This is a genomic window from Fictibacillus halophilus (assembly GCF_016401385.1).
Lineage (GTDB): Bacteria > Bacillota > Bacilli > Bacillales > Fictibacillaceae > Fictibacillus > Fictibacillus halophilus.
Genome location: NZ_JAEACF010000001.1, coordinates 23,793 through 36,582, shown reverse-complemented (window position 1 = coordinate 36,582; position 12,790 = coordinate 23,793). Strand labels below are relative to the sequence as shown.

The 12,790-nt window shown below is 39.5% G+C and carries 16 protein-coding genes; 4 read left to right on the top strand and 12 right to left on the bottom strand.

Features of this window, described 5'->3' with window-relative positions:
* Positions 1-20: 20 nt before the first annotated feature.
* The 3 genes from I5J82_RS00255 to arsC form a co-directional block, all read right to left on the bottom strand.
* On the bottom strand, positions 21-1,430 hold the full coding sequence (locus I5J82_RS00255; RefSeq protein WP_198766153.1) for a SpoVR family protein: 1,410 nt from the start codon (positions 1,428-1,430) through the stop codon (positions 21-23).
* A 154-nt stretch (positions 1,431-1,584) separates the two neighbouring features.
* Entirely contained in the window at positions 1,585-2,805 is a 1,221-nt protein-coding gene (locus tag I5J82_RS00250) for a TolB-like translocation protein (RefSeq protein ID WP_198766152.1), read from the bottom strand.
* An 89-nt stretch (positions 2,806-2,894) separates the two neighbouring features.
* On the bottom strand, positions 2,895-3,296 hold the full coding sequence (gene arsC / locus I5J82_RS00245) for an arsenate reductase (thioredoxin) (RefSeq protein WP_144703067.1): 402 nt from the start codon (positions 3,294-3,296) through the stop codon (positions 2,895-2,897).
* 138 nt (positions 3,297-3,434) lie between these two features.
* Between arsC and I5J82_RS00240 the strand changes: the two genes are divergently transcribed.
* The 3 genes from I5J82_RS00240 to I5J82_RS00230 are packed head-to-tail and all read left to right on the top strand — an operon-like array spanning position 3,435 to position 5,566.
* The gene (locus I5J82_RS00240) at positions 3,435-3,755 is read left to right on the top strand and encodes an ArsR/SmtB family transcription factor (RefSeq protein WP_198766151.1); all 321 of its coding nucleotides are present in this window, start codon (positions 3,435-3,437) and stop codon (positions 3,753-3,755) included.
* A 38-nt stretch (positions 3,756-3,793) separates the two neighbouring features.
* A complete protein-coding gene (locus I5J82_RS00235; protein WP_408610407.1) occupies positions 3,794-5,086 on the top strand; it encodes an arsenic transporter in 1,293 nt (430 codons plus the stop codon).
* Between the two features lie 18 nt (positions 5,087-5,104).
* Positions 5,105-5,566, top strand: a complete 462-nt coding sequence (locus I5J82_RS00230; RefSeq protein ID WP_198766149.1) for an ArsI/CadI family heavy metal resistance metalloenzyme — start codon at positions 5,105-5,107, stop codon at positions 5,564-5,566.
* A 49-nt stretch (positions 5,567-5,615) separates the two neighbouring features.
* On the opposite strand, the gene I5J82_RS00225 is transcribed toward I5J82_RS00230, so the two are convergent.
* Entirely contained in the window at positions 5,616-5,813 is a 198-nt protein-coding gene (locus I5J82_RS00225; RefSeq protein ID WP_186320606.1) for a DUF2642 domain-containing protein, read from the bottom strand.
* 160 nt (positions 5,814-5,973) lie between these two features.
* Between I5J82_RS00225 and I5J82_RS00220 the strand changes: the two genes are divergently transcribed.
* Positions 5,974-6,561, top strand: a complete 588-nt coding sequence (locus I5J82_RS00220) for a YitT family protein (protein WP_198766148.1) — start codon at positions 5,974-5,976, stop codon at positions 6,559-6,561.
* 217 nt (positions 6,562-6,778) lie between these two features.
* On the opposite strand, the gene I5J82_RS00215 is transcribed toward I5J82_RS00220, so the two are convergent.
* From I5J82_RS00215 to I5J82_RS00180, 8 genes are all read right to left on the bottom strand, one after another.
* Positions 6,779-7,558, bottom strand: coding sequence for a sulfite exporter TauE/SafE family protein (locus I5J82_RS00215; RefSeq protein ID WP_198766147.1), 780 nt, complete (start codon positions 7,556-7,558; stop codon positions 6,779-6,781).
* A 29-nt stretch (positions 7,559-7,587) separates the two neighbouring features.
* Positions 7,588-8,070, bottom strand: a complete 483-nt coding sequence (locus tag I5J82_RS00210) for a DsrE/DsrF/DrsH-like family protein (RefSeq protein WP_137790616.1) — start codon at positions 8,068-8,070, stop codon at positions 7,588-7,590.
* A 67-nt stretch (positions 8,071-8,137) separates the two neighbouring features.
* A complete protein-coding gene (locus I5J82_RS00205) occupies positions 8,138-8,365 on the bottom strand; it encodes a sulfurtransferase TusA family protein (RefSeq protein WP_197190860.1) in 228 nt (75 codons plus the stop codon).
* A gap of 32 nt (positions 8,366-8,397) precedes the next feature.
* Positions 8,398-9,522 carry an MBL fold metallo-hydrolase gene (locus I5J82_RS00200; RefSeq protein ID WP_198766146.1) on the bottom strand — a complete coding sequence of 375 codons (1,125 nt, stop codon included), beginning with the start codon at positions 9,520-9,522 and terminating at the stop codon, positions 8,398-8,400.
* 41 nt (positions 9,523-9,563) lie between these two features.
* The gene (locus I5J82_RS00195; RefSeq protein WP_198766145.1) at positions 9,564-10,130 is read right to left on the bottom strand and encodes a sulfurtransferase TusA family protein; all 567 of its coding nucleotides are present in this window, start codon (positions 10,128-10,130) and stop codon (positions 9,564-9,566) included.
* Between the two features lie 22 nt (positions 10,131-10,152).
* A complete protein-coding gene (locus tag I5J82_RS00190) occupies positions 10,153-10,458 on the bottom strand; it encodes a rhodanese-like domain-containing protein (RefSeq protein ID WP_332873612.1) in 306 nt (101 codons plus the stop codon).
* Between the two features lie 178 nt (positions 10,459-10,636).
* Complete coding sequence (locus tag I5J82_RS00185; protein ID WP_144703088.1) at positions 10,637-10,900, bottom strand: metal-sensitive transcriptional regulator; 264 nt, start codon at positions 10,898-10,900, stop codon at positions 10,637-10,639.
* 111 nt (positions 10,901-11,011) lie between these two features.
* Positions 11,012-12,760 (bottom strand): phospho-sugar mutase, encoded by a 1,749-nt coding sequence (locus I5J82_RS00180; protein ID WP_198766143.1) that lies wholly within the window; start codon positions 12,758-12,760, stop codon positions 11,012-11,014.
* Positions 12,761-12,790: the final 30 nt, after the last annotated feature.

Here is a 12,790-nt window from a genome sequence, read left to right as displayed (position 1 = left end):
ACATTAAACACTTGTTTAATCTATAGATACTTACGATGCACCGTTTTCCCATCATACGTGAACAATACAGGCTTCTGCTCAATCCTCGTTTCCATATGAACAGGTCGCCCCCAGAGATAATGAAGATGCGGAAGCACTTTTTCAAGATATTTCACATCCAGCTCCATGTCTTCAAAACTATGATTAAGGTAAAGCTCTCCGTTCTTCATATAATCTGCGTCGTTCACTGTGATGTAAGGAAATCCGCCATTTACTCTCATACTCACAAGTTGATCACGTACTTCTTCCCACTGCTTGTCGACTACCTTGTATTCTTTGCCCTGCTTTTGGAATAGATACATATCTTCCCGCTGAGCGAGATCTTTGGTCAGGTAATTTCGGATAAACGACATATCCGATTCCAGTTCGCGGACTTCGAACATCTTTTCACGTCCTGACCCTGGTTTAACACCTTGTCTGATCAGCTCTTCATTTGGGTTATTGTAGCGTTCTTCAATGTCTTTGAAGATTTGTAGCCCTAAATAATACGGGTTGATCGAAGTCTTCGAAGGTTGGACAACACCCGCGTTAAGTTTCGCGAACTCGATGGTTTCGTGTGATGTCAGATCCATCTCTTGCAGAATCTTTGCGTGCCAATAGGATGCCCAGCCTTCGTTCATGATTTTTGTTTCCAGTTGTGGCCAGAAGTAAAGCATCTCTTCTCTCATCATGGAAAGGATATCACGCTGCCATTCTTCAAGCTCGCGGCTATATTGCTCAATAAATAATAAAATGTCCTTTTCAGGCTGTGGTGGAAATGATTTTTTCTTTTTTAACGCTGGTTTTGGACCTTTCTTATCGTCCAGCTTCCATAGATCATCATAAGGTGTTTCTTTCTTAGGTGTAAGGTCTTCCTCGTCTTCAAATACATAATTTAGTTTGTTTCGCACAAGGGACGGATCGATGTGTTCTTGTATGGCGAGAACAGCGTCTAAGAACTGTTCGACCTCTTTCTTGCCGTATAGATGTTCATATTGAGCTACTCGTTCGGCTGTAGCCGTCATGCATTCAACCATGTCTCTTCTTGTATTAGAAAAGCGAACGTTGTTCTTGAAGAAATCACAGTGTGCAAGTACATGGGCAATGATTAATTTATTCTGGATAAGCGAATTCGTATCTAGTAAGAATGCGTAACAAGGATCTGAGTTGATAACGAGCTCATAAATTTTACTCAATCCTAAGTCATACTGAAGCTTCATTTTATGAAACTGTTTGCCGAAGCTCCAATGAGAAAAACGGGTTGGCATTCCGTACGCACCAAATGTATAAATAATATCGGCAGGACATATCTCATACCGCATCGGGTAAAAATCAAGGCCAAAGTGGTCAGCAATCTCGGTAATTTCAGCTATTGCTTTTTCTAGCTCCTTATTTTGCAAGTCCCAGTTCATATTTTCCCCCTCCTGCTATTTCCTTACTTTTAACTGTATGAAACAAAACAGGCATTCATGAGAAAACAAGTGAAATATTGGACGGGTTTTATAAAAACTCATCTTATTTTAAAAATAAATAGGCGAACCCACTTTCACGGATTCACCTTAGTTTTTATCTTGCTTCATATATATCTAACGTGCACGACCACCCAGCACATTCTTTTGGCGTTTGCAGATTATTTATCCATAACGTTTCAGGTGAATCTAAATGTTCTTTCACCATTACTTTTGCACTTTGGCCATTCGTACGAATCCAATTTAGTTCTTCACCTGGTAATGTTTTTGGATAAACATCTGCTTCCCCTCGTCCTGGATTCGTTAATCTCTTTGCACTTCCGTCATCTATTTTTACACTAACTAAGAAAGGATTTGACCTTTTTTCATCAGGCACTCCATAACCCCACTCAATTTGACGGCTCACGATGATTTTCTTATCATTCAGCCAAGTAAAATCGCCGTCAGCATAACCGGTGTATCCTAGATTTATTTCCTTCGCGCTCTTAGGTTCCCATACCGTTAATCGTTTATTTTCAGATGTCACCCTTCCAATCCCTTTTATAAAGCCGAGCTGTTTCGTATTCGGCGACCAGTGGAACCAGTTCGGCTGATTCAACATGTTTCCAATGATACGAGTTCTAGAGCCGTCTAAAGAAACAATCATTAATGTGTTGCTGTCTGCTGACATGGATGCTGTTGGACATGCGATGAATGCAAACCATTGATCATCCAATCCCCACTTGAATTCTGTAGTGCCTATAGCAAAGAACGTATCACTCATCTTAGGCAGCGTCGTAATGTTTTGTACTTTGTTCAAATCTCCGTTTGCATTCTGAGGAACATAATAGAGTCGAACTGGACTCCAGCCATCAGGTTCTAGGTTTGCAGAAGATGATACAACAAATCCTCTCCCGTCAGGTGCCCAACTGTAGTTTCCTGTACCAAGGATGACATTTTGAAAGGATGAAGCAGGTCTCGTTAGGTCAATTACATTAAGCACACCTCCGCTTTTCCACGCAAGCTTCGATTGTGTCGGAGACCATCTCGTTAAACTCACATCGCCATCAAATACTTTTCTTTTTAAACGCGTTACACGGTTATAAACCCATAGCTCTTTTCCTTTATCCGCTATGTAACTAATGTAAGTTCCGTTACTCGAAAACTTTGGATGAGTAAGATCAGAACCTTCAACAAGCTTTCTTTCTAATTCACCTTCTTTAAGCCAAAGTCCATCACTTCTTATAAATGCCGCTCTTCTATCAGGAGCTTCCGCAAAGTTTGTATGGCTAATGAATATACTTATAAATATCAATCCGCAAATAAATAGACGTTTCACATGATCACCTCATTAGTAACATGAGCGAAATGAAGAAAATCATACTAAAAAAGCTCAGGAACTATGAAGTTCCTGAGCTTTGTATAACTTTATTCTCCTGTTTCAGCAAAGCGTTTGATACGTGCCGCGATTTCGTCACGAACGCGTTGGAATTCACTCCACTCTTTTCCTGCTGGATCATCGAATCCCCAATGTTCACGTGTTTTGTGAGGTGGTGTTGCTGGACATACATCGTTTGCATGACCACATAATGTTACGACTAAGTCTGCTTTTTCTAGAATGTCTTTGTCGATCACATCTGATGTCTGGTTCGTGATGTCAATATCCACTTCTTTCATCGCTTTAATCGCGTTTGGATTCACACCATGTGCTTCGATGCCAGCTGAGTATACGTCATATTTATCACCAAGGTAGTGGTGTCCAAACCCTTCTGCCATCTGAGAACGACAAGAATTACCTGTGCAAAGGAAATAGATGATTGGTTTAGCCATTTTGTAAAACCTCCTGTAGTAAAGAACTTCTTTCGAGACCATCATAATATAAGTATATCCTTATATCAATATTTATTTATATATTCTTTGACATTTCATATAAACATATGGTTATATACTAATGAGGTGAAGTCAATTATGGAACTTGATCAGTTAACGGAATGTTATAAAGCAATGGCAGATAAAACACGATTGAATATATTAGCATTACTCCGCCACGAAGAGTTATGTGTATGTGAGTTAGTTGATATCTTAAAGATGACACAGCCTAGTATTTCACAACACTTAAGAAAATTGAAGCAAGCTAAACTCGTTAAAGAACGACGAAACAGCCAATGGATCTTCTACTCCATCGATGGAGAGGTCTATCCATTCATTAAATCAAATTTAGATGTTCTGCCTGATATGTCAGATAAGATCGAAGAGTTAAAAGCTTCAGGTGGAAAAGTTTGTTGCTAACTTAGAATTACATAATGGGGGGGATTTTTATGGACAGCATGGCGTTTATGGCCTTCGCTGTATTTTTAGTGACGATTATTTTTGTAATCTGGCAGCCACGCGGGCTTTCCATCGGATGGTCTGCGACCGTTGGAGCTATAATCGCACTTCTTCTGGGCGTCGTTTCACTATCTGATGTGTGGACGGTTACCGGGATTGTGTGGAATGCTACATTAGCGTTTGTTGCGATCATACTCATATCGATTATTTTAGATGAGATCGGTTTCTTCGAATGGTCAGCCTTACATATGGCGCGACTTGCAGGTGGAAACGGTAAGAAAATGTTTGCCTATGTGATTCTGCTCGGAGCTGCAGTTTCAGCCTTTTTTGCAAATGATGGCGCAGCATTAATTCTGACTCCTATCGTACTTGCTCAAGTTCGAGCACTTAAATTAAAAGAAGCCATGATATTACCGTTTATTATGGCAAGTGGATTTATTGCAGATACCACATCATTACCGCTTGTTGTCTCAAACTTAGTAAATATCGTGTCTGCAGATTTCTTTAACATCGGATTTGTTGAATACGCAAGCCGCATGATCGTGCCGAACTTCTTTTCACTGTTCGCTAGTATGCTTGTTTTGTTCCTCTTTTTCAGAAAAGATATACCGAAGAACTATGATCTCTCTCAGCTCAAGCAACCGAAAGAAGCTATTCGAGATGAGAAGATGTTCAAGCTTTCATGGATCATACTAGCTGTTCTACTTATCGGGTACTTAACGAGTGAATTTATTGGTGTTCCTGTCTCATTTATCGCAGGAGCTGCAGCTCTTTTCTTTATCATCGTTGCTCGGAAAAGTCCTGCGATTCAAACAAAAAAAGTAATCAAGGATGCTCCTTGGACTGTAGTTGTCTTTTCTATTGGTATGTACGTAGTCGTCTATGGTCTTCGTAATGCAGGACTTACAGATATGCTCGGCAGCTGGATTCAAGTTATCGCTGATCAAGGTTTATTCGCTGCTACAATCGGAATGGGATTCTTAGCTGCTGTTTTATCATCTGTTATGAACAACATGCCAACAGTTATGATCGATGCACTAGCTATACAGGGAACGGAAACATCAGGAGTTATTCGTGAAGCATTGATCTACGCGAATGTCATTGGTTCTGACTTAGGACCAAAGATCACTCCTATCGGTTCACTAGCCACTCTTTTATGGCTGCACGTCTTATCGAAAAAAGGTGTGAAGATAACATGGGGCTATTATTTCAAGATCGGAATCATCTTGACTGTCCCAACACTTTTCATTACGCTTACCGGACTTTACTTATGGTTATTGCTACTATCTTAATAATAAGGAGAGATCATGATGATTCAACGCATGCATGTCGCAGTAAATTGTTCAGACTTAGAAAAATCTCTAGCGTTCTATAAAAGCTTTTTCGGCACGGAACCGACAAAAGTAAAAGAGAATTACGCGAAATTTGAGCTTGATCAACCCGCTCTTCACTTTTCATTGAATGCACGTCCCTTTTCAAAAGACGGAGTCCTTAATCATCTCGGTTTCCAAGTAAACAACACGGAAGATGTTCTAGCCATGGGAGAAAGACTTAGAGAATCAGGACTGCTGTTAATCGACGAGATGGATACAACATGCTGTTATGCCGTTCAGGATAAAGTGTGGGTATATGATCCCGACGGCAACGCTTGGGAGATTTTCTATACCAAAGAAGACTCTGAATTTGAATCCGCTGGTGATGCACGTGATTTATCTCTATGCTGTGCACCACCTCAGCCTCAACCGATCACGCTAGGTTTCACAAAAAAATAAAGAAAAAAATCCCTCTGCACAATTTTAGGTGCGAGGGATTTTTTTATGATCAAATGGTAGATATCGCAACGATCTCTTCAATACGAATAATGATCTGATCCCAATAGTTATGGCTATCGCTCATGACACATAGCGTAATATAATCTCTTTCCACTGCTCTAAGTCTGCCTTCGTAAGAATGATTTGTTGTATCCACCACAACTTGCCTCTCCAAAAGACACTTTGCTTCTCTTCTGAAGTTCTTCAACACCAATCACCTTCCCTATTTTGCACTGCAAGCAAGGGGCTTTCTATACTATTACATGCAAAAAAGTAAAAAGAGACACGGACAAACACCCTGTGCAGATGACTATTCTTGTACTACCAAGCATATTATGTAGAAATAATCTTAGACAGGGATGAATGCCATGTTTGAACGGACGATAGCGATTTTCTTAGGAAGCGTGTTGCTTGGCATAGGCATTAATGGTTTCATTGTCCCCTTTCATCTCCTCGATGGAGGAATGATCGGCATTAGTCTTCTCGTAAAATATGTGTGGGGTTATAAAGTGGGGCTAACAATCATCACTCTGAGCATCCCCATCTATCTCATAGCTTGGAAACTAGAGCGACGATACTTTATAAACAGTGTACATGGATTACTTGTTTCGTCATTGATCATTGACCTTTTATCTCCTTTAAGAGGAATGTTTTCTGTCTCCGTTATGGAAGGTTCTATGATCGGAGGGCTGTTCATCGGAACAGGGATCGGTTGGATGCTGCGTCATGAAACAAGTACAGGTGGAACAGACCTGATCGCTCTTTTCCTTTCCAGATGGTTTTCTATTAATGTAGGAATGGTTATCTTCTTGATCGATGCTGCAGTCATCCTCGCTGGGCTTTATGTGATGGGAGAAGGCATTCTTTTCTACTCCTTAGTAACGATTCTTTCCGTAGGATTCGCAACCATGACCATGACACTGATCCGATCGATAAATTTCTATAGAAGTATCTAGGGGGACTGACCCCTTACAATTTATTTCCCGCTTCAATCTACTCTTCGCCATCTATCCATATGCTCAATATCATATAGTCTTTGTCATTGCTTTCGATTTGTTAGGTAAGTCAATCACACTATTTCCTATTACTAGTTCAAGAATTATAAAGGGACCTGAAGTACTCATAGAGTATTTCAGGTCCTTCATTATTCTCGACTATCTTAAAACTTTAACTTCATCCAAGTATATCTAGCCAAATCTTGATCGACGTAGCAATAATAAGTGCTGCTAAGATAAATTGAAGAATTCTTGTATTTATCTTTTTCCCAAACTGCGCCCCAAGTGGAGAAGCGATCAAACTAGCTACCACCATGATCACAGCTGGCCATAATAACACTTGCCCTGTCGTAATCTTACCAACCGTAGCACCAATTGACGAAATAAAAGTAATGGCAAGTGATGTTGCAATCGTCATTCGCGTTGGTATCTTTAAGACGACTAACATGATCGGTACAAGGATAAATGCGCCTGCTGCCCCTACAATACCCGCTGCTACACCTACAACAAATGCTAGAACTGCAGCAAGCCATTTATTAAACTTAACTTGATTCAGCGGAATGTCATCGATCCCTTTTTTTGGAATCAACATCATGATAGCAGCTAATGTAGCTAGTACAGCATAAACGATATTGATTTGCCCTTCTGACATCGCTTCTGAACCAAATCCACCAATAAAACTACCGACTAGGATGGCGCTACCCATATAGATGATCAATGTCTTGTTCAGATAACCGCCTTTACGATACGCCCAAACGCCACCTATCGTTGCAAAGAATACTTGAACCGCACTGATCCCTGATACTTCATGAGCAGAATATGCTGTGAAGCCGAGCATCGCTGGAATATAGAGAAGCATTGGGTACTTGATGATGGATCCGCCGATACCTACCATTCCAGATATAAAAGAACCTATAAAGCCTATTAGAAAGATTGTAATAATGAACCCCAATTCCATGACTTCACCTCCCCTAAAGCTGATATTGTTTAAATAAACAAGTTGATCTTAGACTCATCTGCATCAGCTAGGTATGAAGCAACTCCTGCATAATCTAAACCATCGATAAGTTCCTCTTTCGTAATACCCATGACATCCATTGACATCGTACAAGCAACCATCTTAACATCTAAGTCTTGCGCCATTTCAATTAATTCTTTTAGCGTTACGATGTTTTTCTTCTTCATCGTATACTTCATCATCTTCGCGCCTAAACCACCATAGTTCATTTTTGAGATACCTAACTTTTCAGGTCCTTGCGGCATCATTTTTGCAAACATTTTATCCATGAATGTTTTCTTTACGTTCACGTATTCTTCTTTTCTTAAGATGTTTAATCCCCAGAATGTGAAAAACATCGTAACTTGTTTCCCCATTGCTGCTGCACCTGTTGCAATAATAAAACTGGCCATCGCTTTATCAAGGTCACCACTAAATACGACCATTGTTGATTTATCTTGTGTTTGTTCCATTATTGAACGCTCCTTTTGAACCAGATACCCATACCTCTATAGGTATCTGGTTGCACAAATTTTTTTATTAACCTTTTTGGATATAAAACTTAAATACACCGTCTTCTTCTTTATGCTCTAATAATTCATGACCAGAAGATTTAGACCATGCAGATAGATCATTTACAGCTCCCTTATCGGTAGCTAATACTTCTAAAATGTCTCCACTTACAAGGGTATCCATCGCTTTCTTTGTTTTGACGATCGGCATCGGGCAAGATAATCCTTTTGTGTCTAAAGTTTGAGTTACGTTCATTTGTAAAACCTCCATATAGTTTTTTTGTTTAGTTACTCAGTGATCGCACAGCGGTTTGGACCAATTTCCATCTCGCGCTGCTCATCGTTTGTAGGGTCGATTTTCCCCATGTTCGTTTGACGAATTTCTTGATATGCATTTGGTTGTGGCGGTAAGTTTTCCGTTACAGCTCTTCGAAACTCATCTTCATTCTTAATGTTCAATCCATCATTCTTTTCAAAAAGCACTCCAAGTGGGGCTGAAACCGAACCTTTTTTATCTAGTTCGCTAATCTTTCCAAAGTGAGCAGGTAACACGACTAACTCTTTAGAAAGGTTGTTGTATTTGTTATATAGCGAATCGCGTAAATCACTAACCCAATCCTCTGCTTTACCGGCAAGATCTGGACGTCCGATTGAATCAACGAACAGAATATCTCCAGAAAGCAAGAATTGTCCGTCAACGATCATAGAAGTACTTCCAATTGTATGACCAGGTGTGTATAAAGGTTGAATCTCAATCTTCGTGTTTCCGATCGTAATAACTTTTCCTTCTTCTAATGCAGCGAAAGAGAATGTCACTTCTTCAGCATCTTTTGGAGGTAACCAATAAGTTGCACCTGTCTTTTCTGCAAGTTTGCGTCCACCTGAAATATGGTCAGCATGAAGATGCGTATCGATCATGTGCTTGATTTTAAGATTATTTTCTTTTGCAAAATCTTCATACGCTTCAATCGTACGAGCAGGATCAATAATAGCCGCTTCACCATTGGATTCTACAAGGTAAGAAAGACATCCCTTACCAATACGGTTGAATTGATAGATCGAGCCTCCATCTTTTAAGTCTCCAAGCTTAACTGGCATCAAATACTCACTCCAAGACTTCATACCACCTTCGAGATAATAAACGTCTTTTACGCCTGCTTCATCCAGCATCTCTGCTACCATGACAGATGAGCCTTCTTTTGCACAGACAACGAGAATTTCTTCATTCGGAAGATGTTCTAGAACATCTTCAACACTGTCGATCAAGTCAAAGTAAGGACGATTAATCGATTTGATCCCTTTTCCTTCAATTCTCCAATCTTTATAATCCGCTTCATTACGAACATCTAGTATGAACATGTTTCCTTTAACAACTCGTTTTGCCACTTCTTTAGCTGATAATGCTTTTATCATTTCTCAAATACCTCCCGGGGTATATTTTATGCTAAATTTTTTTATTCAGTCGGCCCATTCCATTCATCCATACCAGGTAATACGTTCTTAACACGTTGGAACCCATTTTCAGAAAGCATTTGTGCTGCCATATCACTTCTTGATCCTGTACGGCAAATTACATGAATTTCTTTATTTATATCGAGTGTGTCTAATTTACTTTCAAGTTCTCCCAATGGAATCGATACTGCCCCAGGTATACGTTTAAACTCAAATTCTGCTGGCTCTCTAACATCTAATAATATCCTGTCATCATTTTTTTCAGCCAGTACTTTTTCAAGCTCATCATTTTGAATGGTATGTTCAAATTTAGTAGTTTCTTTGACTTCACCAGGATTTGATTTTCTTAAATAGTGCTTAAGAACATCTCCATCTTCTTTTGTACCTAAATATTGATTTCCTGTGTTTCTTGCCCAGCCTTGAATATCGGCCAATGAGCCCTTATCTGTTGCCTGAACTTCAATGACTTGACCTGCGTCAAGCTGATCCATCGCTTTTTTTGTACGAACGATTGGCAACGGACAAGATAATCCTTTACAATCTAATACCTGATCTACTTTAATACTCATTCTTTAAAAACCTCCACATGTTCTAAATTTTTATCTTGCCTTTCCAGGAAAGCATACCGCCTGTCATGTTTATTACTTTGAATTGGTTGGAAGCTAATATCGTACATGCTTTCTCACTTCTTTTACCAGATCTGCAAACCACAACATACTCTTTATTTAGTTCAAGCTCATTCATGCGCTTACGAATTTCACCTAGTGGGATGTGAGTAGCAGTCGGAATAATGCCTTGAGCCACTTCATCGTTTTCTCGCACATCAATGATGTTCAGCGTATTATCGCTTTCTAATAATCGTTCTACTTCTTTTGGTTCAATAGTGTTAAAAGACACAATTATTATCTCCCTTCTATCATATATACCCATACCCCTATAGGTATATAAAATGATAAAAAAATTTATACTAACTTCGGACTCCATTCTTACTTTTTGAGTAGATACCCCGTATACCCATAGGGGTATACTAAAGAATAAAAGGAAATCTGTCAACAGTCTTACTACTGACAGATACTTATCGACTTTTTACTAAAAGTTGCACAGCTTCTTTAACAATATCTGAATTCATTTCTTCTCCGTTAGCCATTTGTTCACGTAAACACTGTTCAAGGTTGGTGCCTACGATTAATCCAATTGAACGGTCAATAGCTGTACGTGATGCGGATAATTGAGTGATAACAGATTTACAATCTTGTTCTTCTTCTAGCATACGCAATACTCCACGTATTTGCCCCTCAATTCTTTTCAAACGATTCTTCATTTCTTGTGTGTATTCCATTTCAGCACCTCCTTGAAAATACCTATAGGGGTATATTACATCCGTTTGTTGTTTATGTCAACTCTTTAGAAAAATAGGCTGCAAGGTAAAATCCTCACAGCCTCATACTTTTTATTGTGCCACTTTTTGCATTCTTTCATGAACTAAATCCATTACGGATTGTTTTAGATCTGTTAATGCTTCATCTGCTTTCTCGTGTGAATCAGCATTAACTCCAAAATAAAATTTCACTTTCGGTTCTGTTCCGGATGGTCTTACGCAGAACCAAGAACCATCTTCTAATTGGTATTTAAGTACATTTGATTTCGGAAGATGGATGTCACTCTTTTCATCTTTACCTACATCGTAATGAACGCTCGCCTTGTAGTCTTCAGAAACAACTAATTTTTGCCCGTTTACTTCAAGCGGCATATCCGCTCTAAAGCCGGCCAATAGATTTTCAATCTGTTCTGCTCCAGACTTACCTTTTAATGTTAGGGACTCAAGACCTTCCTTATAAAACCCGTGTTTTTTGTAAACATCATCTAAAGCATCAAAAAGGGTTTTTCCTTGTTTTTTGTAATAAGCAGCCATTTCAGCGCCCATTAAACAAGCTTGCACAGCATCCTTGTCACGCACAAAATCTCCGATCAAAGAACCGTAGCTTTCTTCATAACCGAAAATGAACGTATGTTTCCCGCTTTTTTCGTACTCCTTAATTTTTTCACCGATAAACTTAAAACCTGTAAGGGTATCTTCACACGTCAGACCATATGACTCTGCGATAACTCGACCAAGTTCTGAAGTTACAATCGTTTTAAAGATGATTCCTTTTGAACATAGGCTGCCTTTCTCTTCACGTTGAGAAAGGATATATTCAATCATGAGTGCACCAGTCTGATTTCCTGTAAGGATCTCATATTCACCTTTGCTGTTCTTAGCCGCGATTCCTACTCGGTCTGCATCAGGGTCTGTTGCCATCAAAATATCTGCATCAACTTCTTGTCCATACTTAATTGCCAATTCGAAGGCAGCATGCTCTTCTGGATTTGGAGATTTCACTGTTGAAAAGTTAGCATCAGGCTGTTCTTGTTCCTTGACGACCGTTACATTCGTAAATCCTAGCTGGTGAAGTCCTTCTGTTACAGGAATGTTTGCTGTTCCGTGAAGAGGAGTGAAAACGATGCTTAAGTCATGCATCTCTTTGATCACTTCGCGGTTCAAACTAATTTTTAATAGTTGCTCCATGTAAGCTTTGTCGATTTCTTCACCAACAACCTGAATCAACCCTTCACTTTTTAGTTCCTCTTCAGATCTCACTTTGATAGAAAGTTCATCTTCAACTGCATTTACTTTCCCGATGACTTCATCAGCCTCTTTTGGCGGCAGTTGTCCGCCATCTGGACCATATACTTTGTATCCGTTGTATTCCGGAGGGTTATGGCTTGCTGTAACGACGATACCACTATAAGCTTTCAGGTATCTAACCGCAAATGATAGCTCTGGTGTAGGTCTTAAGCTTTCGAACACATAAGCTTGAATACCTTGAGATGCTAATGTTTTCGCCGCTTCCATCGCAAATTCAGGTGATTGATGACGAGAATCGTATGCAATCGCAACACCGCGCTTTTTAGCCTTCTCACCTTGCTCTTCTATAAAATGTGCCAACCCTAATGAAGCTTTACGAACCGTGTACGTGTTCATTCTATTTGTACCAGGTCCAATTTCTCCCCGCATACCACCTGTTCCAAATTCTAAATTTTTATAAAAGCAGTCTTCAAGTGCTGTCCTGTTTTCCTTGATTTCCTCTAATGCAGCCTTTAATGGTTGTTCAAGTTCTTCATTCCCTACCCATTTCTCATATGTTGTCTCCCAGGACATAGTACTGCCTCCTTATGTTATATAAAATGA

Bases quoted from the DNA above. Each gene is read 5' to 3' on its own strand.
- I5J82_RS00210 (WP_137790616.1), bottom strand. From the start codon at position 8,070: ATGGAACAAACACAAGATAAATCAACAATGGTCGTATTTAGTGGTGAC.
- I5J82_RS00220 (WP_198766148.1), top strand. From the start codon at position 5,974: ATGTTTGAACGGACGATAGCGATTTTCTTAGGAAGCGTGTTGCTTGGC.
- I5J82_RS00215 (WP_198766147.1), bottom strand. From the start codon at position 7,558: ATGGAATTGGGGTTCATTATTACAATCTTTCTAATAGGCTTTATAGGT.
- I5J82_RS00255 (WP_198766153.1), bottom strand. From the start codon at position 1,430: ATGAACTGGGACTTGCAAAATAAGGAGCTAGAAAAAGCAATAGCTGAA.
- I5J82_RS00185 (WP_144703088.1), bottom strand. From the start codon at position 10,900: ATGGAATACACACAAGAAATGAAGAATCGTTTGAAAAGAATTGAGGGG.
- I5J82_RS00240 (WP_198766151.1), top strand. From the start codon at position 3,435: ATGGAACTTGATCAGTTAACGGAATGTTATAAAGCAATGGCAGATAAA.
- I5J82_RS00235 (WP_408610407.1), top strand. From the start codon at position 3,794: ATGGCGTTTATGGCCTTCGCTGTATTTTTAGTGACGATTATTTTTGTA.
- arsC (WP_144703067.1), bottom strand. From the start codon at position 3,296: ATGGCTAAACCAATCATCTATTTCCTTTGCACAGGTAATTCTTGTCGT.
- I5J82_RS00200 (WP_198766146.1), bottom strand. From the start codon at position 9,522: ATGATAAAAGCATTATCAGCTAAAGAAGTGGCAAAACGAGTTGTTAAA.
- I5J82_RS00195 (WP_198766145.1), bottom strand. From the start codon at position 10,130: ATGAGTATTAAAGTAGATCAGGTATTAGATTGTAAAGGATTATCTTGT.
- I5J82_RS00180 (WP_198766143.1), bottom strand. From the start codon at position 12,760: ATGTCCTGGGAGACAACATATGAGAAATGGGTAGGGAATGAAGAACTT.
- I5J82_RS00230 (WP_198766149.1), top strand. From the start codon at position 5,105: ATGATTCAACGCATGCATGTCGCAGTAAATTGTTCAGACTTAGAAAAA.
- I5J82_RS00205 (WP_197190860.1), bottom strand. From the start codon at position 8,365: ATGAACGTAACTCAAACTTTAGACACAAAAGGATTATCTTGCCCGATG.